The sequence below is a fragment of the Ollibium composti genome (assembly GCF_004801285.1).
Classification (GTDB): Bacteria; Pseudomonadota; Alphaproteobacteria; order Rhizobiales; family Rhizobiaceae; genus Mesorhizobium; species Mesorhizobium composti.
In genome coordinates this window covers 1-21,625 of record NZ_SSNY01000007.1, presented here as the reverse complement: position 1 = coordinate 21,625, position 21,625 = coordinate 1, and the positions used below count along the sequence as shown (strand labels likewise).

The 21,625-nt window shown below is 59.0% G+C and carries 14 protein-coding genes and 5 pseudogenes; 9 read left to right on the top strand and 10 right to left on the bottom strand.

Translation table 11 applies throughout. The features are described 5' to 3' along the window. Positions 1-176 precede the first annotated feature (176 nt). Positions 177-1,275, top strand: a protein-coding gene (locus tag E6C48_RS12845) for an IS3 family transposase (protein ID WP_230978750.1) whose coding sequence is annotated in 2 segments (ribosomal slippage) — positions 177-430 and positions 429-1,275 — 1,101 coding nt in all. Because the reading frame shifts where the segments join, the coding sequence is not laid out codon by codon here. A 278-nt stretch (positions 1,276-1,553) separates the two neighbouring features. After that, a complete protein-coding gene (locus tag E6C48_RS12840) occupies positions 1,554-2,744 on the top strand; it encodes a glycosyltransferase family 4 protein (protein WP_136357798.1) in 1,191 nt (396 codons plus the stop codon). A 203-nt stretch (positions 2,745-2,947) separates the two neighbouring features. Here the strand turns inward: E6C48_RS12840 and E6C48_RS12835 are convergent. Together E6C48_RS12835 and E6C48_RS22825 are read right to left on the bottom strand one after the other, a co-directional pair. Next, positions 2,948-3,121 (bottom strand): annotated as a pseudogene (locus E6C48_RS12835) (IS21-like element helper ATPase IstB); the annotation flags it as partial. A 41-nt stretch (positions 3,122-3,162) separates the two neighbouring features. Then, positions 3,163-3,566: pseudogene (locus E6C48_RS22825) on the bottom strand (IS21 family transposase); the annotation flags it as partial. A 334-nt stretch (positions 3,567-3,900) separates the two neighbouring features. Between E6C48_RS22825 and E6C48_RS12825 the strand changes: the two are divergent. Continuing rightward, positions 3,901-5,049 (top strand): glycosyltransferase, encoded by a 1,149-nt coding sequence (locus E6C48_RS12825; RefSeq protein ID WP_168734523.1) that lies wholly within the window; start codon positions 3,901-3,903, stop codon positions 5,047-5,049. Continuing rightward, positions 5,049-6,326 (top strand): hypothetical protein, encoded by a 1,278-nt coding sequence (locus E6C48_RS12820; protein ID WP_136357792.1) that lies wholly within the window; start codon positions 5,049-5,051, stop codon positions 6,324-6,326. The genes E6C48_RS12825 and E6C48_RS12820 overlap by 1 nt, the downstream gene beginning before the upstream one ends. A 212-nt stretch (positions 6,327-6,538) precedes the next feature. Here E6C48_RS12820 and E6C48_RS12815 read toward each other — a convergent pair. Continuing rightward, a pseudogene (locus E6C48_RS12815) lies at positions 6,539-6,775 on the bottom strand (integrase core domain-containing protein); the annotation flags it as partial. Positions 6,776-6,936: 161 nt separating this feature from the next. Then, a protein-coding gene (locus tag E6C48_RS12810) for an IS3 family transposase (protein WP_136357790.1) occupies positions 6,937-8,042 on the bottom strand; the annotation gives its coding sequence in 2 pieces (ribosomal slippage) (positions 6,937-7,781 and positions 7,781-8,042; 1,107 coding nt in all). A gap of 83 nt (positions 8,043-8,125) precedes the next feature. Here E6C48_RS12810 and E6C48_RS22820 point away from each other — a divergent pair. Continuing rightward, positions 8,126-8,298, top strand: a pseudogene (locus E6C48_RS22820) (transposase); the annotation flags it as partial. A 21-nt stretch (positions 8,299-8,319) separates the two neighbouring features. On the opposite strand, the gene E6C48_RS12800 reads toward E6C48_RS22820, so the two are convergent. Beyond that, positions 8,320-9,741 (bottom strand): hypothetical protein, encoded by a 1,422-nt coding sequence (locus E6C48_RS12800; protein WP_136357788.1) that lies wholly within the window; start codon positions 9,739-9,741, stop codon positions 8,320-8,322. Between the two features lie 331 nt (positions 9,742-10,072). On the opposite strand from E6C48_RS12800, the pseudogene E6C48_RS12795 reads away from it, so the two are divergent. From E6C48_RS12795 to E6C48_RS12785, 3 genes and pseudogenes are all read left to right on the top strand, one after another. Next, positions 10,073-10,386, top strand: a pseudogene (locus E6C48_RS12795) (integrase core domain-containing protein); the annotation flags it as partial. A gap of 488 nt (positions 10,387-10,874) precedes the next feature. Beyond that, positions 10,875-11,948: an acyltransferase family protein gene (locus E6C48_RS12790; protein WP_330998604.1), complete on the top strand. Its 1,074-nt coding sequence runs from the start codon at positions 10,875-10,877 to the stop codon at positions 11,946-11,948. A gap of 158 nt (positions 11,949-12,106) precedes the next feature. Beyond that, the gene (locus E6C48_RS12785) at positions 12,107-13,240 is read left to right on the top strand and encodes a hypothetical protein (RefSeq protein WP_136357784.1); all 1,134 of its coding nucleotides are present in this window, start codon (positions 12,107-12,109) and stop codon (positions 13,238-13,240) included. Between the two features lie 303 nt (positions 13,241-13,543). Here E6C48_RS12785 and E6C48_RS12780 read toward each other — a convergent pair whose 3' ends face one another. The 4 genes from E6C48_RS12780 to E6C48_RS12765 all read right to left on the bottom strand — a co-directional run bounded on the left by E6C48_RS12780 (position 13,544) and on the right by E6C48_RS12765 (position 19,863). Then, entirely contained in the window at positions 13,544-14,773 is a 1,230-nt protein-coding gene (locus tag E6C48_RS12780; RefSeq protein ID WP_136357782.1) for an O-antigen ligase family protein, read from the bottom strand. 237 nt (positions 14,774-15,010) lie between these two features. Further along, positions 15,011-18,469, bottom strand: coding sequence for a chromosome segregation protein SMC (smc, locus tag E6C48_RS12775; RefSeq protein ID WP_136357779.1), 3,459 nt, complete (start codon positions 18,467-18,469; stop codon positions 15,011-15,013). Between the two features lie 27 nt (positions 18,470-18,496). Beyond that, positions 18,497-19,234, bottom strand: coding sequence for a DsbA family protein (locus tag E6C48_RS12770; RefSeq protein WP_136357777.1), 738 nt, complete (start codon positions 19,232-19,234; stop codon positions 18,497-18,499). Between the two features lie 131 nt (positions 19,235-19,365). Next, the gene (locus E6C48_RS12765) at positions 19,366-19,863 is read right to left on the bottom strand and encodes a DUF721 domain-containing protein (protein WP_136357775.1); all 498 of its coding nucleotides are present in this window, start codon (positions 19,861-19,863) and stop codon (positions 19,366-19,368) included. A gap of 65 nt (positions 19,864-19,928) precedes the next feature. Here E6C48_RS12765 and mutY point away from each other — a divergent pair, with 65 nt between their 5' ends. Continuing rightward, entirely contained in the window at positions 19,929-21,062 is a 1,134-nt protein-coding gene (gene mutY, locus E6C48_RS12760) for an A/G-specific adenine glycosylase (RefSeq protein ID WP_230978749.1), read from the top strand. Between the two features lie 450 nt (positions 21,063-21,512). On the opposite strand, the gene E6C48_RS12755 is transcribed toward mutY, so the two are convergent. Next, positions 21,513-21,625, bottom strand: a 113-nt coding sequence (locus E6C48_RS12755; RefSeq protein WP_136357771.1) for a transposase domain-containing protein, incomplete at its 5' end; no start/stop codon positions are given.

The following is a 21,625-nucleotide window of genomic DNA, read 5'->3' as shown; positions in this document are numbered from 1 at the left end:
CTTCGCCCGTCGAACCGCAGGTATGGCGTCCGTCGGCGGCACCTCCGTCAAGGGATCGAAATGTGCGACATGTTGGGCGAAGCAGCGCACGTCGGTCAGGCGAATAGCCCATGACCTGAGCCCCTAATCCTCCTCCAGATTTTGGTAGAGTCCGTCACGAGGCAGGAGACGGACGGATGAAGCGTTCACGGTTCAACGAAGAGCAGATCATCGGGATATTGAAGGAGCAGGAGGCCGGTCTGGGGACGGTCGATCTGTGTCGCAAGCATGGGATCAGCAGCGCCACCTTCTACAAGTGGAAGGCGAAGTATGGGGGCCTGGAGGTGTCGGATGCCCGCAAGCTCAGGGCGCTGGAGGACGAGAACGCCAAGCTGAAGAAGCTGTTGGCCGAAGCGATGCTGGACAACGCCATCCTCAAGGAGGTCGCTGCAAAAAATGGTGACGCCCGCCGCCAAGCGGGAGGCTGTGGGGCACGCCTGCCTGATGCATGGGGTGAGCCAGCGGCGGGCGTGTGAAGCTCTTGAGGTCGATCGCTCAAGCGTCAGGTATCGAAGCATCCGAGCCCCTGACCTGGTACTGCGTGAAGCCATGAAGGCCGTCGCCTCGGAACGCCGGCGCTTCGGCTATCGACGCATCCACGTGATGCTGCAGCGCCAGGGCCTCGCCATGAACATCAAGAAGCTGCGGCGGCTCTATGGCGAAGAGAAGCTACAGGTGCGCCGGCGAGGTGGCCGCAAGCGTGCCTTGGGCACCAGGCGTCCGATGCTGGTGCCGGATCGGCCCAACCAGCGCTGGAGCCTCGATTTCGTCAGCGACGCTTTCACCGATGGCCGCCGCTTCCGGGTTCTGGCGGTGGTGGATGACCATACTCGGGAGTGCCTGGCACTGGTGGCTGACACCTCGCTGTCTGGCCGTCGTGTCGTGCGCGAGTTGGATGCCGTCATCGCCCTGCGCGGGCGTCCGCAGACGATGGTCAGCGACAACGGCACCGAGTTCACCAGCATGGCGATCCTGCGCTGGTCCCAGGACCGGGCCATCGACTGGCACTACATCGCCCCGGGCAAGCCGATGCAGAATGGCTTCATCGAGAGCTTCAACGGCAGCTTCCGGGATGAATGCCTCAACGAGACGCTGTTCTCGTCATTGGTCGAGGCCCAGGACCGGATCGCCTCATGGAAGGAGGACTACAACACCCATCGACCGCATTCCTCGCTGGGCAATCTCACGCCCAGCGATTTCGCAAGAAATCTGGCACTGGAAATCCAGGCCGCATAGGCCCAAACATCAATCTAAGGACTCTCCTCAAAACCGGAGGGAACTTGGGGCGCAGGTCAGCTAGATTGATCCTACCGGAACCGTGGCTTTGGCGCGCAGGACATCGTTTGGACGCCCTGATCTAGTACGCCGACGCAACTTGACTTATCCACTCGCCATGAATACGGCATACACGGATACATCAGTATCGTCTGACGTGCTGCCCAACAACTAAATTGACCTCAAAGGCAGGCTTTGTTGCAATCGACGATCACCATTTAATAAAAGTCAGATTTACTATGTCATCTATCGTTATTGTCAATCGCTATTTCTGGCCCGAGACAGTTCTGGTCAATGACATCGCCACTTGGCTCGTCGAGGCAGGCCATGAGGTCGAAGTTATCACCAGCCAACCGAGTTATAACCCAGAGGCGCGTTTGCCAAAGCGCCCCACGCGCGAAATATGGAATGGGGTCACGGTGCGGCGCATATCTCTGCTGCCCGAAAGGAAAAGAGGCTTGGTGAGGCAGCTAAACAATTTGTTATTTTGCTGGTGTGCGGCACTGCTGGTGCTGTTCGGGCGCCGGCACCGCGTGGTCTGGACCACGTCAATCCCGCCCGTCCTGCAGCCGCTGTTGCTGCGGATCGTCACGAGGCTACGAGGGTCACAGTTAATCTACTTTGTGCAGGATATTTATCCCGAGATCGCTATTCTAATGGGGATGATAAAGAGAGGCGCGTTTACTGGGCTTATTACTAGGCTCGACAATTGGACGATCAGCCGCGCTGATGTCGTGGTGACTCTCTCCAACGATATGGCGGATTCAATCAAGGCGCGTGGCGTAGTGCCTCGCAGGCTGCTCCACATCAATAATTTCTCGGCGATAGAGAGCGCTGTAGGATTGCCCCGACCGGCTGTCGACGGCCCATGCCGGTTCGTATTTGCTGGCAATATTGGACGCTTCCAGCATCTCGAACAAACCATAGAGCTATTTGCCGATATCGACCCGGCGGAAGGGCGGTTGGAATTAATTGGCGAAGGTCGGTTAAAGCAGGCGCTTGAGGAAAAGGTTCTGCGTGATGGTATTAAGTCGGTGTTCTTCCACGCCTATCGACCGGCGATCGAGGCGTTCGAACTGATCCGCGATCGCGATGTGGGCATCGTCTCTTTGTCACCGGGGCTGTATGCCTATGCCTATCCAAGCAAGACCTTCACCTATCTCGCTGCTGGTGTTCCGCTGCTCTGTTTCATCGAAAAACAAAGTGAACTGGCGCGCTACATTGAAGAACGCGGTATTGGGGTTGCCGTCGACTGGTCCGTGCCACGTGCGCAATTGCTGGAAGCAATCCAGCACGTGATCGTGACACACCGAGAGATGGCGCAAAATCTTGGCGAAAAGAGGCATGATCTCTATGACCGCCAGGCAGCACGTCTCCGATGGACGGCATTGTTCGACGAGTTGCTCGCAACAGATCGGAGGCCGGTATAACAAGGCGTTCTTTCGATATTATTGTGTCCTGCTGGTGTTGGCCGCGATCGTGCTTCTGCTGCGCTTGAAGGTCGGTTGTTCGATGCTGCTTATGCAAGTGCAGCGGGTTTGACGCAGCCTTTTCACCGTGATGAAATATCGAGACAGAAGACTGGCACGGCGACGAGACTCTTGGCGAGCGGCAGCTTGGCGACGGTCAGCTAGTATTTGATGGAGCGCGCCTGCTTCTCTATAATCTCCGCCGATAGGAGATCGCTGACGATCCGCGGCGGCTCGTGCTGACGCTTGATCCCTGCGGCCATGATCTCGTCATAGGCGCCGCGCATGAAGTAGAGCTTCAAGGTGCCCGTCAGTTCGAAAACCTGCGTCCTTTCCATCAGTTTGCCCTCCTGAGGCTGTCGTAACGGGCACAGTCGGCCTACGGCTCATGCTTCAGGCGTACTGCGTCCGGAGTGAGCACGGTCATCGCCGGCGCCGGATCGCGGCGGTGGGCCAGGATGCTGAGGATGACTGCCAACGAGCAGACGTTCTGGTCGAGCGCCTCTTGGCAGGCCATCTCGATGGCCTCGATCCCGTCGGAGACCACCGTGGCCGGGATGGCGACCATCTGCCGGTCGCCGTCGTCGGCGTCCTTGAGTTTGCGGCGGACCTTCTCTGTGGCCGATGGCAGAGGCCAATTCCGGAACGGTGCGCCGTTGCGTAGCGTTTCGAGCTTTCGAGCAAGGGCCCGGACGTAGTGCCAGACCGTCTCGCCGCGCCCGAAGGAACGGGCGTGCTCGTCGACGATGAGGCGTCCTGGCGGACGACGATGCGGTCGGCATAGCCCATTCGACATTGCTGGGCATGGAAGCGGATAAGACCTGCGATGTAATCGGCCAGGTGCTTGGTTTGGCGCTGGCGTGAGGATGCCCTAGTGGTTTATATACCGCCCGGCATTCGCAACAAGAGTAAGATGGCTTATGAATATTCAAACGTCATCGACCGCAGAAGCGGCAGCTGAGCTCACGTCCCAGCTGGATGGTAATGTCGATGTATCGACCGTCGCCGGTTCAGTTGCATTTGGCCGCCAATGATGTCTCTGGCCAGTCCCCAAGAGCATCCGGCGGTTCCGGGTCCGCAGTTCCTCTTCTTTGGCTTTTTGGCTGGCCGGGAGCAGTTGGATCGGGCATTCTCCAGTGATCCGACGCCGCAGGTGTCGGCGGTCAATTTCGAGATGGCTCTGCTCGACGGCCTAGCTGCGAATGGCGCCAATATACGCATCATCGGGGCACTGCCGGTCGCCTCATACCCGCGTTGCAAGCGCCTAGTTGTTATAGGGGCGCCATTTTCCACGGTCATCGGAGGCGTTTCGGGCGTGCTCGCCACATCCCTTAACCTTCCCCTGGTGAAACTTGGCATAAGGCTGCTAACTAGCCTTTATCACGGTCGCCGTATGCTTCGTAGGGGGATAGGGCGCAACGGCATTATTGTCTATTCTCTGCATACCCCTTATGTGGCAGCTGCCTTGTGGCTGAAACGGCTATATCGTGTGCCGGTTGCGGTTTTCATCCCCGATCTGCCCTTGCATATGAGTGGCAAGCGGTCTCGGGGATTGCACGGTGCCATCAAAGGCTTGGATGATCGCCTCCTGCGGCATCTTATGGAGAAAGTCGATTTCGCCTTCCCAATTACCGAAGGCGTCGCCCGATCATGGCTACCGACTAGCTTACCATACCATGTTGTTGAGGGGATCGCTCCCGTATTTGTGCCCTCATCCCGCCGCCCGCGCTCGCGAGGTCAAGCCCGCCCCCGCATTCTTTATACGGGCAGCTTTTCTCACATCCATAGGGTGGTGCAGTTGTTTGCTGCCCGGCCTGATCTTGATGCTGAGTTGGTGCTCGTTGGCGGCGGCCCTGACCTTGAGGCGCTACAGCAACTTGCGACGCAAGATATGCGGATAAAGATCAAACCGTTTGTAGTCGGTGAAGCGCTGCAACGCGAATTCGACGCCGCAGATTTTCTTATCAACCCTCGCGACCCGCAGTGGATGGGCGCGCAATTTTCGTTTCCGTCCAAGCTATTCGACTACATGACACGCAAATTGCCTATCCTCTCAACAAGAATGCCTGGCATTCCGCCTGAGTATTTTAACTGCTTCTTCGCGTTGGACGAACAAGATGAAATTGCCTTGGCGACTAGTCTGGAGAAGGCATTGGCAGCTGGATCGAGCGAGATCGAAGCCAGGATTGCTGCTGGAGAGCGCTTGCTAAGTACCGATAAATCCGCGAAAGTTGTAGGTGCCCGTATCCTGAAGGCTCTGTCTTAGTGCCGGCTTCACGCCTGCTGCGCCAGACAATTATGTTCGGCATTGCCCTGCTCAGTGTTCAGGGCACGATCTACCTTCTACAATTTACTGCCGCGGCACAAATGAGCGCCGCCGATTACAGCATCGTCCGTATCGCCGAAAGTCTCGCGGCGATCGGCGCACTGATGGCCAGTTTCGGGTTGCCTTCGATTGCCTTGGTGCGGGTAGGCATTGCTCCTACCGACCAGCAGCGTCGCCAGTTAATTAAACTCTGCCTGCTTACTGTGTTCTGCTTCGGTATCGTCACGGTTGCCAGCTTCATGATCGCCGTACGTCTCGGTTTTCTACGCAATTATATAGGTATCTATACTCCTGCAGTGGCGGCATTAGCACTTCTAATGGCGCTCCGCTTGTTGCTAACATCGGTTGTTCAGTCGCGACAGCATTATGCGAGGTTGGCATCCTTATCCGCGGCGGGCTGTGGGCTTGCAGCCGTCGTATATGGCGGCGCCCAACTCGCCGGAGGCAACCACATTACCGGCTGGTTGGTTGCGCGCGGGGTGCTAGAGGCGACGCTTTGTATCGGCGTTCTGGTAACTGAATTTGGCCCCTATGCGGTTACATCCGGTGATCGCGCCAACGCAACGGCCGCGACTGCATCTCCACGCGGGATAGGTCCCCTTATTATCCTCGCTTTGCCCATAGGAGCGTCGTTGGTGACCCGTTCGTTAATCGACAATGGACCCGTGCTCTGGCTGGCCGCGGCCGGTGCCGATACGCAGGTCGTGGCTCGGCTCGGTATTGTAGTCTCGATCATTGCCGTTGCTTTGGTGCCCGGGGGGATCGTGCAGGGCATTGCAGTCCCTCGCCTTGCTCACATTCTTGAGGGTGGGCGAACAAGCGGAACTTATGCGCGACTTTTTGCCGGGGTGAGCGTGCTAACGGGAATGGGCTTTGCTATTCTCATAGGATTGGCGCATTTTCTGTTACCGTGGGGGCACTTGGACACATGGGAGATTCTCGTGCCAGGCGTCGTGATCGTGATTGCGAAGATGTCCGCTAGCGCGATGGGTGGTTATCTGTTGGTCGCCAATCGGGGTGATCTTATTTTTGGACTAAACTGCTTAACCCTTGGGATTAGCATCATCGCGGCGACATGCCTCATCATTACTCATGCGCCGCTCAGTTTAGCCGTCCTGTTGTCCATTCTTGCCGTGATCGAAACCATTGCGGCCGTGTGTTATGGCGTCGTTGCATCGTTTGCGTCGCGCGCTAGATTGAGGACATGTAATTTGTAAAGTTTGGGAGTGTTTCCGTTAGGTGTTACCCGCGCCGGGGTTCCGTAGGTCATTTGGTTTGAGTTATGCGACCCTCTTTGCAAAGGTCTGATGAGAAACGCTAACGATCTGATTTGAATGATTTTTTTGTGTCGGGACTTGACCATAGACTTGAGGTGGACCCGCTTGGTGAGACAGTTCGGCGGCCTGGCTAAGGTGGATCGGGTTGGTTTCTACGCCGCCAATTGCTCCGTCATTTCCGCCGTAGCATAGACCTCGTCGGGCGTCCTGTCGCCGAAGGTCGAGTGCGGTCGTTGCTGGTTGTAAAGGTCGATCCGGGAGCTGATGCCGTTGCGGGCTTCGCTTCCGCTCTCGAAGGCGCTGAGGAAGACGCATTCGTATTTGAGGCTGCGCCATGGCCGCTCGATGAAGGCGTTGGCCATACAGCGACCACGCCCGTCCATGGAGAGACCATTACCGTGGCGCTGGCCATGGAGTGGATCACGCAGATCGGAAGGCAACCAAGCTGGGTGACCTGCGCCCCAAGTTCCCTCCGGTTTTGAGGAGAGTCCTTAGATTGATTGGACTGCTCCCCGATGCGCCCTCGGCGGGGGCTAGAGTTTTCCGGCCTTCATTGGCAACACGGGCTGGTTGCGTGTGCCGATTTCATGAGCGCGGCCGGGACCTTGTTCCCGATCGCGCCGTGTGGCCGCTGCTCATTATAGTCTCTACGCCAAGCCTCCAACTTTTCCGCCGCATCCGCAAGGCTCAAGAACCAGTGGGCGCTAAGGCATTCAGCCCGCAGCCGGCCGTTGAATGCCTCAATGAAGGCATTGTCGGTCGGCTTGCCGGGACGTGAGAAGTCTAGCGTGACGCCACGCTGGTAGGCCCACAGATCGAGGTCGCGGGAGATGAACTCCGATCCCTGATCCACTCGGATCGTCTTCGGATATCCAGTGCGTGAGCAGACGCGCTCCAGCGTGGCAACCACATCTTCGCCCCGATAGCTGAACCGTGGATCGAGCACGGGCGAGTAGCGCGAGAACGTGTCGACCACGGTCAGAACCCGAACCTTGCGACCGGTCGCCAACTGATCATGCACGAAGTCCATGGCCCACACGTCATTCGGGCCGACGGCTTCGGCACGATCCTCGCGCAACTTTGCCTTCACACGTCGCTTGGGCGTCTTGTTCCTGAGTTGCATGCCCAACTCCCTGTAAATCCGATATGTCTTTTTCTGGTTGATTGGCCACCCCTCCCGCTTGAGCAGGACATGCACGCGCCGATAGCCGAAGCGCACGCGGGTCTGACAAATCTCCCTCATCCGCTGCTCCAGAGCGGCCTGGTCGGGCCGACGTGACTTGTATCGGTAGGTCTTCGGATCGAACACGATCGCCGCACAGGCACGGCGGATCGAGATCGCCCAGTCCGATCGCATCACATCGACCAGCGTTCTCTTCCGGCCAGGCCTCAGATTTTTCGCCGGACGATGTCCTGCAGCATCTCCTTGTCGAGGCTGAGGTCCGCCACGATCTTCTTCAGCCGGGCGTTCTCTTGCTCCAGCTCGCGCAGTCGCTTCATATCCGACGGCATCATGCCGGAATACTTCTTCTTCCAGTTGAAGTAGGTCGCTTGGCTGATTCCGGCCTTCCGGCAGATCTCCGCTACCGATGTGCCGTCTTCGCCCTGCTTGATGATGAACGCTTTCTGCGCGTCCGAAAATTGCGATGCCTTCATCGCTTCCGCTCCTCTCCCAGCCAGGAAAAATGGCGCGGAAAACTCTAAGCCGATTCGAGGGCATTTAGCGGAGGCAGATCAACAGCCGTATCGCGGCACTCGATCGTGAATTTGTTGAACTGGCTCGTGCGGATTCTGGTGCAAAGCGCCTGTCGTCGGCGCCGGGCATTGGCCCTCTCACGCGACGGCGATGATCGCTGCAGTCGGTGATTGCACAAACTTTGCCCACGCGCGGGATCTCGCCGCATGGGTCGGGTTCACCACTTAGGTTCTTTCCTCATTCGACCGTGCCCCCGTCAACGATGCCCTTTAGGGACTGGCGACCACTATGGACGTCACGCCGTCGATACACCGACCACACTAAGATGACCAGTAGCAGAAGAGCCGTCCATAGAAGGCCATGGTCGAAGATGATCACGCCTTCCAGCGGTAGTTGAGACATATGATACCCGGCCATCGCGCCCACTATCGCGACGGTTCCCGCTACCGCGCTGTGGTCTAGGGGAAGACTAGCGAAGACGCCAAGGATGACTGACGCACTGATCAACATGAAGAAGGCCATCGGCCAACCTCCCAGAGCGTATCCTGATACGTGGACCGACGATGGGGAAGTTCCGCGCCCCTCGAAACCATCTGCACGGAAAATCCGACTGTAAACAAGCGTGCTTGGGCGACATTTTTGCCCGAAATGCAATTGGGCAAGAAGACCGCCGCAGACCGAACCTTCCTTAGTGAAGATTTGGTAGTAGTAAGGATAAGTGACGGCCATGCGGTTGAGGGCAACGATCAGAAGGACCGGCGCATGGGAGGCCGCCGCCTCAGAAGTCGTGGCAATCGCCTCAGAAGTCGTGGCAATCGCCTCAGAAGTCGTGGCATTTCTAGCTGCATCTAACTCCGATGTCGAGACTCCCGAAGCGGGAGCGAGACGGAAAACAAAGGTGGAGACCATCAGGAAGGCTATCACTAGCAGCATCGCTCCAACGGCAGCTTTAAGGTAGGCCCATCGCGCAGAATACACGAAAACCGCCATGACAAGACCGATATAAAATAGCAGCACGGGCCATTTCATGTTGAGAAGGATCAGAAGAATTGACATCATCGTGGTGTTGAAAATCGTTGCCAATATCCAGAACAGAATCCTATCGCGCGTGGCTCGAATAAGCGAGTAAATCGCGAGGAAAGGCAAAAAGGACTGAAGGGTAACAAGCGTGAAATAGCCTATTCTATCGAGGATCTCGAAACGTGCCTCGACGGAGGAAACGGCATCGGTGCCGCTGATGAAAAGGGCTGCGACATCGGCTAGCCAGAAGCGATAACCTACGAAAGCATAACAGAGCACTGTCAGCGCTGCATACGTGCCAGGCGTCAGGTCGGACACGAACGACGACGCCCAATTCAGGGGTACCGCGGCCACCTTGCGAGTCAGGAAAACAGTTATCGGCGTCACTACAAACGGGCAGAGCAGCAGAGCCCAGAAACCGAACGTGAACGTGTTTTCAAACGTTAGCAACGCGGTATCGAGTCCGCTGGCGCGCAGCGATGCTGCCCCCCACGGCGTGGCATAAATCAGATTACCAGCAACGATGGTAACGAAATAGGCTGACAGAAAAGCGAGAGGCTGGATGTTTCTCGATATCCAAAGCCGCAGCGGGTCTCGCTGGATCATAGCACGAACACTCGGATTTTTTGCCAGCAACAAGCCCAAACCTGCTGCCGCTCTTTAGAATTGCAGGCCCGTGACCTTATACCGCCCACAGCGGTTTGCAACGCGAAGTTACCTGATTATCTACGATATGACGATGCCGACCCAAGCAATCCAAAACGCCGGCTGTAGCCCCACCCTTCGATTGCAACTTTCTCTCATATTGACCTTGACGCGCCTCCGGTTTTTCGGACCGTTCTGAGCTGGAATTTTCCAATTATGATCCCGATGACGGGAGAAGGAGAGTTCCATGAAGAGTCGAAGTTCTCGGAGGCGCAGATCGCATTCATTTTGCGCCAGGCGGATGAAGGAACGCCCGTCGCGGAGGTATCCGAGGACGACCCGGGTCGACCAGGGATCGGAGTTCATCTCCCGCGATCTCGACTTGTGGGCCTATCAGCGTGGCGTCGAACTGGACTTCTCGCGCCGGGCAAGCCAACGGACAACGCCTTCATCGAGGCGTTCAACGGCAAGTTCCGCAGCGAATGCCTCAACGCCCACGGGATCCTGACGCTTGACGACGCCCGCTTGAAAATGGAGGAATGGCGTAAGGACTACAATACCGTCCGACCCCACAGCGCGATCGGCAACAAGCCACCGATTTCGCTCATGAAAGGCTCATCGGCGGCTTCCGCCACCTGAGCCAGACACCCCGGAAATTCCGGCCCGGGGCGATCCAAAGACGGCGAGCACCTCAAAAACGTGAACAGGGCTAACTTATAAACGCGGACAAAACGGGGAGCAGGTCACGCGTAGTGAAGACGCATTCCGTTATTGGTCGAGCGGCTGCTTTCCCTGTCGCCATGGACAACCTACTTCGCACTTGCAAACCGCCGCGCAGGAGATAGGCTCGAAAAGCTACAGTTCCAATGAGCGGTAGTAGGTTCGATAATCACCCTGGCACATAGAACCGCGACCGGGCTTCAATCTCCGTCCTTACGGACAGATTGTCTATTTACCGATTCGTACGGATTCAACCTGCCGGCACAAGGAACGCAGCATTGTCGAAGAGAATTGAATTTGCCCATATGCTTAGAGGCGTTGCTGCTTTCTCTGTTGTCTTGGCTCACTAATGTGGGATTTTCTTCCAATACCACACAGGAATCGCAGACCTCCTGCATGTCCCTGCATTGCCAACATTGCCCTCTGTAACCGGTCCCGCTAAATACATCGCGGACTACGACGTGCTCTTGGGTCAGTTTGGCGTAGGTATATTTTTCATTATAAGCGGATTTGTAATTCCGTTCTCCATTGCTTCAGGGGGAATGTTAGGGTTCCTCAAACGACGGGCGTTCCGAATTTTCCCAACATATGCTGCCGGCTTCAGTCTCGTTGTTTTCTCAATATGGGTCATCACGCGATATCGTGGCACTGACTTTGGATACTCAGTCCCCCATATCCTATCTCATTATGGAATTCTGACACGAGGCATCCTAGGTTATTCTAGAATCGACGGTATCAGCTGGACACTTGAAATAGAGTTAGTCTTTTACCTGATCGTGGCCTTACTCGGAACCAGGCTGGCCTTTAGCGGCCCTCGTACATTAATCACTGCAGCATTGATCGTCTCTGGCGCCTCTGTTGCAAGTATATTTAGCTTGCGAGCAGGTTTTTACAACACCGTCGGTAACACCGGGGTACAGTTCTGGGCGTCCCTGTTATTAATCATTGGGGTCAGTTATCACCTATTATTCATTGGTTGTCTTACGCGACTTGAATTCTCTGTCGTAAACAGCGCCATCACCGCTCTGGTGATTGCCGTGTGGCTTTGTTCTGACCGAACCGTTTATAATTGGCAATTGGTCGGAGGTTATATCCTAGCAATACTTATCTTCTCCATAGGGTTTAGAACTCGGGCGAGAATCTACTCCAACATCATCCTTTCCCATCTCGCTGATATCAGTTATCCGTTATATGTCGTGCATGCTCTTACAGGCTATGCAGTTATGTACTGGGCGATTGATAACGATGCGAGTTCGTACGAAGCGGTTGGGCTCGCGCTTTTGATCTCATATCTTCTATCAGTTCTTATTCACATCTCAGTTGAGCAGCCCTTTATGGAAAAATCCGGAAAGTCGAGAAAAATAAAGGGTCAACAACCCAGTAAAATTCGGCAAACACCCTATTTACGCGAGCAAGAAGAGATAGTCGGCGCTGGTCGTCCCGCTGACCCTGGCAAGCTACAGGACGGGCAAAGACTATAGCGATACAGACAAGATATCGACAAGTACGGTTGCATGGATTTATTATCGGTTCAAAGCAATGATGGTTTTTTTGACCCGCAGAAAGGTTTCACCACTTGGGTTTCAGATTTAGAAGATCGCCAACTCGCGCAATACTTGGTTGGGATTTGGAGATAGCTGTGAAGGCGGCAGCTATGATCCTTGGGTTGCTGTTTTTTGGTCTCGGAAATGGCAATGCTGCGGAGTTCGTCTTCGGTCAGAATTCAGAGCCGACCCGACTTAATCAGGACATCAGCATCACGCGAGTCTCGATAAAGGTTTCAGGTTTTTTCGTTGGCGGATTTGCTGATTATTGCCTTGAATTGAAGCGCGACAAACCGCCTCTCTACTCCCCTACCATTGGACGGGGTGGCTATATCGAACCCATGTGTTTCAATACCGTTCGCACGCAGTCGACCGAGAGCGCTCTGGCAACCCTATGGAGGTGGGCCAAATCAAAACTGTTACGAGCCAATCTCACTCTCGTCCCCGCAGGAGATTGGGAGCAGCAGGTCGAGTTGTCGAACACGCCTATCTTCGTCCCTGACGGGACACTGATCAACTGCGGTTCTCTAGGTGCCCTTAGTTCAACCTATGACGCAAAGAGCTTGGTAGGTACGTGTACTGTCGAGTACCAAGCATATGAAGCAGGCGACCCGCGTTTTCGGTTGCTCCGAATGCCATACTACGATCAGTTCTTCCACTACGAGAAGCCTTTGATTACGTCCTACCTAAGATCCTTCGAAGGTCACGCGCTACACATTTCAGGTGCAGTCGTTTATATCGGTAACAACAATCACGGATCGCAAATGGAGGCCTGCCTGACGAAGGAACGGAATGGTAAAACAATTGGCCATCTGTGCTTTCCACCAGCAAACCAAGATTCTCCGGGGCAAGTATTTTTCGACTGGACGATCAATAAAAACGAGCGGGTCGGCCTCGACTGCTACTATCCCGCTGATGACAGAACAAGCTCCGGGGATTGTGCGGCCTACCTCATCGTGAAACTCCCCGACGATCTTGAACGTTCACCGGAAAACGCCTTTCGCGATTATGGCGAACTGCCCCGCGATTATGTCCAGACGTGGTGCGAACAGACCGCTCACATCATTAGCGAGGAGTCAATGCACGACCCTAAGCTATGTCTCGGAAAGGACGCATGCTCTTTCGAGGAAAAAATGGCAAACTGCCGCGACGCCTTCGAACACACGACATTCCCACGAGCCTCATGTATGGCTGACAGTTCCTGCTACAGTCATTCCCTCATCGATTAACTGCTGCCAAACGGCGTATTGGAAATAGAAACGGTCGAGGCTTGTCTTATGACGGATGGGGATCGAAGAAGGTGCCGTCGTGATTGGGCCGACGGGGTGCAGGTCACGCGCAATGTGGGGCGAGCCACCTCACTGACAGAAGCGGACATACGGTCTTACTTCGCGTTGGTCACCAAGCCCGCTCAACCGCGCAAGACGCTCATCAATGTCAAGCACGACTGATCCATGTCCCACCTTGCGAAAACCAAAAGGGACTGAATCAGAAACTGCCGTTCAAAACCAGAGGTTCTTCGAACCGTCCAGCTAACACATTCCACGCTCCCGGCGCCGACGAGCGACGGTGGCGTGCAGGACGCCAAGATAGAGGAATATCGTCGCGATCGTCATTTCGTGCAGAAGCGGGTTGTGGAACATCCCGTATGACAGGAAGATGAGGAAGAAGTAGACAAGGTTTCTCTTTTCCACGCAACGTGTGCAACCGCGCCACAGACATCCGGCAATCGACCCGAAAAGACCGATCACGATCAGCAGTCCGACCGCCCCGTCATTAAGAAGTTCATCGAGGACGGCGTTGTGGGTGTGAATAAACGGTTCAAGAATTTGCTGTTCCGCAGATGACGATTGCATAGCCACGATCGCCTGCATTTTGGCTTCCGAGCCTACGCCGACGATGGGATGGGCGGCGATGACCTTCACCGCTCCGACCCAGAGATAGCCCCGGATCATGTCCGATTCGGAAATTCCGTCCTGTTCGGACGACTTGTTGGAGGTCATATAGTCGACCCACGGGTCGATGCGGGCGACCAGGTTTTGCTGCGTCACGGGCAGCACAGCGAGTAAGACCATTCCGGCCAGTGCCGCAATCAGCGCGATCGACTTCGAGCGGCGAGGGAGCGTCAGTATCGCCCATGCGATCTCGACAAGGGCGAAGAACAGCAGCGGAACGTAGACCGCCCTGGTTTCCGAAAACATGACCGCAAAGCAGCCGGCGATCAGGTAGAAAGGGCAGTTTGGTGCCCAGCGCGGCGGATTTTTCACCGGAATGGTCGCCACCAAGGTTGAAACGGCTGCGGTGAAAGCGAAGACCGCCTCATTGCCACCCATTCCCTGCCTGATCGGATCGAATAACGCGTAGCCCAGCCCGACGGCGAAGGCGCCAGCGATGCCGATCCTCGACCCCACCACGAAGCTTCGCAAAGGATCGGTGATCAGCACCATTCCCGCCCCTGAAAAAGCGAAAAAGCCGCAAAGCAGGGAGTAGCCCATCTGGCGATCCTGAAGCGGGTGATGGCTGCGCAGCAGGATCAGGCCGCAGGACCAGGCGACATAGCAAAGCGCCAGCCAAAGGAAAGGCTGGTCGAAGTAGCGTGCTGATTTGTGCCGTGCCACCCAAAGATAGAATCCTATGCAGGAAAACACAAAGGTCACAAGGCCGGACATACCGAAGCGGACAGCCTGAGCGACGCCGGCAGCGAACAGAATCCATCTGTCGACCCGGCGGCGAAGGAGAAAATTTCTGGCGGCAAATCTCATCGAGCGCGGCTCATCTCGACCCTTTTGAACGCGTAGACTATCCGTCGAAGATAGTCATCGGTGCGAAAGATTAGTGTTCCTATTCTTTTGTAAGGCGGAAAGGTAGCTTTTTGATGGACGCTGGATGCCGTCGCTATCGTGCTAGATTCCGCGAAACTGAGCGCCTTTCCAGGGCGAAGCGATAGGGGAGATACATTCAGGATAGGGCATCGCGTGCGAGACTTGCCTGCCCGTAGGTCAGCACGCCTCGCGCATCGCTTCCGCGGCTTGAAGATCGACAGACACCAGCTGGCTCACGCCTTGCTCGGCCATCGTCACACCGAACAGGCGGTCCATCCGGGCCATGGTGATGGGGTTGTGGGTGATGACGACGAAGCGCGTCTCGGTCGACTTCGCCATCTCGTCCATCAGGTTGCAGAAGCGCTCGACATTGTGGTCGTCGAGCGGTGCGTCGACCTCGTCCAGCACGCAGATGGGCGCCGGATTGGTCAGGAACACGGCAAAGATCAGCGACATCGCCGTCAGCGCCTGTTCGCCGCCTGAAAGCAACGTCATCGTCTGTGGCTTTTTGCCGGGCGGGCGGGCGAGAATTTCCAGGCCGGCTTCCAGCGGGTCTTCCGATTCGATCAATTGCAGTTCGGCCGTACCGCCGCCGAACAGGTGCGAAAACAGGCGCTGGAAATGGCCATTGACGACATCGAAGGCCGCCAGCAGCCGGTCGCGGCCTTCGCGGTTCAGGCTCTGGATCGCCTGACGCAGCTTGCGGATCGCTTCGATGACGTCCTCGCGCTCGGAGACGATCGTCTCCAGCCGTTCCGACAGTTCCTTCTGCTCTTCCTCGGCGCGCAGGTTGACGGCGCCCAGCCGTTCGCGCTCAATCTTGAACCGCTCCAGCTGGCGCTCCACCTCGGCCATGTCCGGCATCGAAGCGTCGACCTCCAGGCCGGTGTGGCGGATGACCAGATGCGGCGGCACCGCCAGCGCTTCCTGGATGCGCGCCTCGACCTCCTGCCGGCGCTCGTCGGCGGCGGTCAGCCGCTCCTCTGCGCGCACGCGCAGCTCACGCGACTCGGCCAGCGCCTGAATAGCGGCGGTGGCCGCCTTGTCGAGCACCGCCTGCCGGTTCTCCGCTTCCTGCAAACGGTCGCTCGCTTCCTTGCGCAAATCCTCGGCCTGCGACAGTTGCGACAGCAATGCGCGACGCCTTGCATCGAGTTCATCGGGCGCGTCGGCGAGTTTTTCCCGCTCGGCCGCCGCCTCGGCCTTGCGCTCGCCAAGCGCCACGATCTGCGCCGCCGCATTCTCGGCACGCCCGGTCCAGCTTCCGCGCTCGGAGGCGATTGCCGCGAGCCGCCGCGTGCGGGCTTCCGCCTCGCGCTTCAACCCGTCATGAGTGGCGCGCGCCTCGGCAAGAGCTGCGCGGTCGCCCGCCACCCGCGTGGAGGCCTGCTCCAGTCGAGCCTGCAAGTCGCCGAGATCGGGCGCCTTGGCCAAGGCCGCCTCGGCCTGCACAAAGGCCGCGGAGACCTCCTCGTGATCGGCAACGATGCGGCCGCGCGTCTCGGTCAGCGCCGAGCGGCGGCTGGAAAGCTCGCCGGCGGCCTTTTCCGCCGCCGCAAGTGCTGCGCGCGCGACGTCGAGCGCCTGCCTTGCGTCGCGCGTGGCCTGCCGTGCCGTCTTCTCGGCCTCGATCGCGCCACGAAGGCCCGCTTCCGCGCCAGACAGCGTCTCTTCGGCGGCACGGACGCTTTTCGTCGCCGCGACCGCCTCAGCGTCGAGTTCAGCCAGCCGATTCTTCTGCGCCAGCCTGAGCGCCGCCGCCGTCGGCGCGTCGGCGCTGGCGGTCAGGCCGTCCCAGCGCCACAGCGCGCCGTTGCGACTCACAAGTCGCTGGCCGGGTGCCAGCAAGGGTTGCAGGCGCGGGCCGTCTGCGGCCTCGACGATGCCGATCTGTGCCAACCGGCGGGCCAGCTGGGCAGGCGCGCGCACAACGCTGGCCAGCGCCTTGGCGCCCTGCGGCAGTGTCGGGTCGCCGGGCTGTATGCTGCTTTCGCCCCAATGCGCCGGGGCGCTGCGGTCGAGCGGTACGTCGAGGTCCTCGCCGAGTGCGGCACCCAGCGCCGTCTCGAAGCCGCGCTCGACGCTGACCTGCTCCAGCACCGCCGGGAAAAGGTCGCCGGAGGCGGCGTTGAGCATTTTCGCCAGCGTGCGCGCTTCGGTCTCGACGCGCGCCAGTTCTGCCCTGGCTTCCTGCAAGGGCGTGCGCGCGGCCGTTTCTGCCGCACGCGCGGCAAAGACGGCCTGTTCGGCAGCGACGGCGGCCGCTTCCGTGCGTTCCAGCGCTGCCGACGCCTGTTCGGCCAGCGCCTTTTTTTCGACCGGGTCGGGCAGGCCGGCGATCTTCGTCGTCAGGTCGGCCAGTTCGCGGTCGATCTCGCCGAGCTGGCGGGCGATGCGGTCGCGGCGCTCGGCCGTATCGCGCAGCGCGCGCTCCATCTGCTGACGAGAGGCGGTTGCCTCGGCGCGGTTGGCCGTCAGCTTCGACAGCGCTTCCTCGCTGGCGGCGAGCACCAGCGTCGCCTGTTCGAAGGCGGCGCGCGTGGCCGCCTCGTGATCGGTCGCGCCGGCGTTCTCGGCGTTGAGGGTCGTTTCCTCGGTCGCCAGGCGTTCCAGAACCTCCGCATTATCGCGCACCATGCGCTCCTCGCGGACGATGTCGGCGTCGAGCTGCTGCAGGCGGCGGTCCAACTCGGTCTGGCGTGCGCGGATACGATCCGCTTCCTCCTCGATCTGCGTCTTGGCGATGGAAAGCCGCTGGAAGGCGGCAGCGGCGGCGGCTTCGGCCTCGCGCAGGTCCGGCAGCCGATGCGCGCCGACCGCCTGCTCCTTCGCCGCCTCCATCTGGCTTGCCGCGCGGTCGCCGACCAGCGCGGTGGCGGTCGCCAGCGCCGAACGGGCCTCACCTTCCTGCGCCTTGGCCTGCGTCCAGCGCAGATGCAGCAGGATCGCTTCGGCCTTGCGGATATCGGCGGACAGGTTCTTGAAACGGGAAGCCTGCCTAGCCTGGCGCTTCAGGCTTTCGATCTGGCTTTCCAGTTCTCCCACGACATCGTCCAGCCGCTCAAGGTTCTGCTCGGCTCCCTTCAGGCGCAGCTCGGCCTCGTGGCGGCGGGTGTGCAGACCGGAAATACCGGCGGCCTCCTCCAGCAGCGCGCGCCGTGCCTGAGGCTTGGCCTGGATGAGCTCGCCAATGCGCCCCTGCCCCACCATCGAGGGCGAACGGGCGCCAGTCGACTGGTCTGCGAACAGGAGTTGCACGTCCTTGGCGCGCGCTTCCTTGCCGTTGATGCGATAGACGGAACCTGCCTCGCGCTCGATGCGGCGCGAAACCTGCAACTCGTCCGCGTCGTTGAAGGCGGATGGCGCGGTGCGGTCGCCGTTGTCGAGGAACAGCGTGACCTCGGCCGTGTTGCGGGCCGGTCTGGTGTTGGAACCGGAGAAGATGACGTCGTCCATGCCGGACGCACGCATGTTCTTGTAGGAGCTTTCGCCCATCACCCAGCGCAGCGCCTCAACAAGGTTCGACTTGCCGCAGCCGTTCGGGCCGACGATGCCGGTCAGCCCGCGCTCGATGACGAACTCGCCGGGCTCGACGAAGGATTTGAAGCCGAGCAGGCGCAGGCGCGAAAATTTCATCCGCGCCGCCCCGCGCTCACGGAGACGTCAGAGCAGAGGGTCGATGATGGCCGACATTTCTGCAATCGACATAGCTCCCTTGTAGGTCTTGCCGTTGATGAAGAAGGTCGGCGTGGAGTCGATCTTGAATTCCTCCGCACCGCGCTTCTGAACCGCTCTCACTTGGTCGAGAAGCTTCTGGTCCGTCAAGCAGGCGTTGAAGCTCTCCTGTGTAAAACCGGCCAGTTTGGAAAGCTGGAACAGCGCATCTTTGGCGTTTTCAGCCGCCGCCCAGTTGACCTGCTGCTTGAACAGCACATCCACCATGGGGAAATAGTTGTCGCCGGCACAACGCGCCAGCATGAAGCCGGCCTCGGCGCGCGGATCGAAGGGAAATTCGCGCAGGATGTAACGAACCTTGCCGGTGTCGATGTATTTCGTCTTCAATTCCGGGAAAGTCGTCTCGGCGAAATGCGCGCAGTGCGGGCAGGTCATCGAGGCATATTCGACGATGGTGACCTTGGCGTCGTCCTTGCCCATGGATTTGTCCGGCAAAGCGCCCGGCTTGAGCAGTTCCGCCATATCGACGGTGCCTTGCGGCTGCGGCGCCTCGGCCGCCGGCTCGGCTGGCGTGGCGGGCGTCGCGGCCTCGGCGGGCTTTGCCGGCTCGGCCGGCTTGGTTTCAGCCTCGGCCTTGCCGGAATCGCTGCATGCCGCCAGCACCATGACTGCCGGCACGGCGGCCAGCGTCGACAGGACGTTTCTGCGGGACAAGATACGGATCATGCGAATCACCTGACTGAAGCTGGATTGTGCAATGCAAAGGCACGAAAAGGCGAGAGTTGGCGCGAATTAAGGCATCGGCCCGCGCAAGCCAACGGACAAACTTGCCAGCCGCGATCACGAATATGCGAGTTTCATTTGCGATGACCCAGCACGCTAGCGCCGAGCCGCTCCAGCGAGGCGCGCAGGCTTGCATCTTCTATGCCGCCGACCGTGCCTGCCAGCCGGCTCTTTTCCGTCTCCGACAGTGGCCGGAGGACGGGCCGGTGCGGCCTGGGTGCGAGCGCTCCCGGCTTCTGCACGATGCGGATGCGGCCAATGGCGGCAAAGCCGAGGAACGTATTGGCGCGGCTGACGATCTCGCCCGTTTGGTGCTGGATGTGGAGGGCGGCCACGCCTTCGCAGGCGATGACCAGCACGGCCGGCTCGAACGGATCGTCCTCGTGCAGGCGGCGCGGCCACTGGATCCGTTCCGGCCGCGACAGGCGCGCCAGCCGCGACCCGACGATCTCCTCCCACGACTGGACGAGGCCGACCGAGATGCCGGCGCGCTTGCGCAGCATCGGATCGAGAATGCCGGTCGCGAGATCGCTGACCGCAACGGGATTGCCAGAGGGCCTTTTCCCTGCCATGCGTGCTCCAATTGCCAGCGCCAGCCGCCCGCCGCAGTCCGATTGAAGGATCAATGACACCGCCCATGCCCGTCCGCAACCCTGCTCCGCAAGACGCCGACGTCGCCGGCAGGCTGCTTGCCTGGTACGACGCGCATCACCGCGACCTGCCCTGGCGCGTGCCTCCGCACGAACTGGCGCGCGGTATGAGGCCGGACCCTTACCGCGTCTGGCTTTCGGAAGTGATGCTGCAGCAGACGACGGTGGAGGCGGTGAAAAGCTATTTCCGCAGCTTTGTGCGGAAATGGCCTACCGTCACGGCTCTGGCGTCCGCATCGAGCGACGACATCATGAAGGCGTGGGCGGGGCTCGGCTACTATTCGCGGGCGCGCAACCTGAAGGCGTGCGCCGACCAGGTCGCGGTTAAAGGCGGCACCTTTCCGGACACCGAAGAGAGCCTGCGCGCCCTGCCCGGCATCGGCGCCTACACCGCCGCCGCGATCGCCGCCATCGCCTTCGACCGGCCGGCCGCCGTCGTCGACGGCAATGTCGAACGGGTGGTGACGCGCCTGTTTTCCATCGCCACGCCGCTGCCGCAGGCGAAGATGGAAGTCCGCGCCATTGTGGAAGGACTGGTGCCGGACAAGAGGCCGGGCGATTTCGCCCAGGCGACGATGGATCTCGGCGCCACCATCTGCACGCCGCGCCGGCCGCGCTGCATGCTGTGCCCGCTGCGCGAGAATTGCAGCGCGCAGGCAAACGGCGATCCGGAATTCTATCCCGTCCGCCTCGCCAAGCCGGAAAAACCGCTGCGCCGGGGCGCCGCCTTCGTTGCGGTCAGGAGCGACGGCGCCGTCCTTTTGCGCAAACGCCCGGAAAAAGGCCTGCTCGGCGGAATGAGCGAGGTGCCCACCACCGGCTGGACCGCGCGCGTTGACGGCGCCACCGGCGTTTCGGCTGCGCCGTTTGCTGCTGACTGGCGGCGTGCCGGAACGATCGGCCAAGTCTTCACGCATTTTTCGCTCGAACTCGAGGTCTTCCGCACCGAAACGAACGCCCCGGCGCCAGCCGGTCATTTCTGGTCGGGCGCCGGTGGGATTCTGGGCGAAGCGCTACCGACCATCATGAAAAAAGCTATCGAAGCAGCCATTCCCGGCGCGACCAACGGCAAGTTGGGCGATACTGCTACAGCCAATCACCTCATCACGACGATCCCGTAAAGCCTGCTTTGCGCGGTAGGCAGGTCGAGCGCCCACTACGAAGAGGATACAGATCAGGATGATCGGTTTGAATTTCGCGCCGCTGGGAAAACCGAATAGCTTTCCAGTAATGAACCGAAGAGCCTGAGACAGATCGCACGTGGGCTCTGCGTCGCCGCAGCATGAAACAGTCGTATGCAACGGCACGCCACCTAGGTGGTGGGGACCAAAGCCCATATAAGTATCATCGTTATGGTCATAATTATTTTATGCACCGTAGGTCTGATCGAATTTCGGCAAACGATTTTTCTGCCTAATAGACATTTTTGTCGCGCGGAATTTCATGGTCCTTCGCACGAGAAATGTTAGCGGAGTGCAAGATTTTGTGAAACGCTCCAAATATCGTCAATCGTCGTTTCATCAAATCATAAATCAACGGCCATGCCGACGCCTTTCTCGTAACCGCTGTTCTCAGGCCACGGCCTTGAGTGGCGCTGGGGCATAGGCCCAGGGCAAAAGGTCATCGATCTGGTTTTGAGGGTGGCCGGCGATGATGCGGGTGATGACGTCGGCGAGGTAGGCGT

What these genes read in the sequence shown, in the direction of transcription:
- E6C48_RS12840 (WP_136357798.1), top strand. Translation starts at nt 1,554, where the DNA reads ATGTCATCTATCGTTATTGTCAATCGCTATTTCTGGCCCGAGACAGTT.
- E6C48_RS12780 (WP_136357782.1), bottom strand. Translation starts at nt 14,773, where the DNA reads ATGAGATTTGCCGCCAGAAATTTTCTCCTTCGCCGCCGGGTCGACAGA.
- smc (WP_136357779.1), bottom strand. Translation starts at nt 18,469, where the DNA reads ATGAAATTTTCGCGCCTGCGCCTGCTCGGCTTCAAATCCTTCGTCGAG.
- E6C48_RS12770 (WP_136357777.1), bottom strand. Translation starts at nt 19,234, where the DNA reads ATGATCCGTATCTTGTCCCGCAGAAACGTCCTGTCGACGCTGGCCGCC.
- E6C48_RS12765 (WP_136357775.1), bottom strand. Translation starts at nt 19,863, where the DNA reads ATGGCAGGGAAAAGGCCCTCTGGCAATCCCGTTGCGGTCAGCGATCTC.
- mutY (WP_230978749.1), top strand. Translation starts at nt 19,929, where the DNA reads ATGCCCGTCCGCAACCCTGCTCCGCAAGACGCCGACGTCGCCGGCAGG.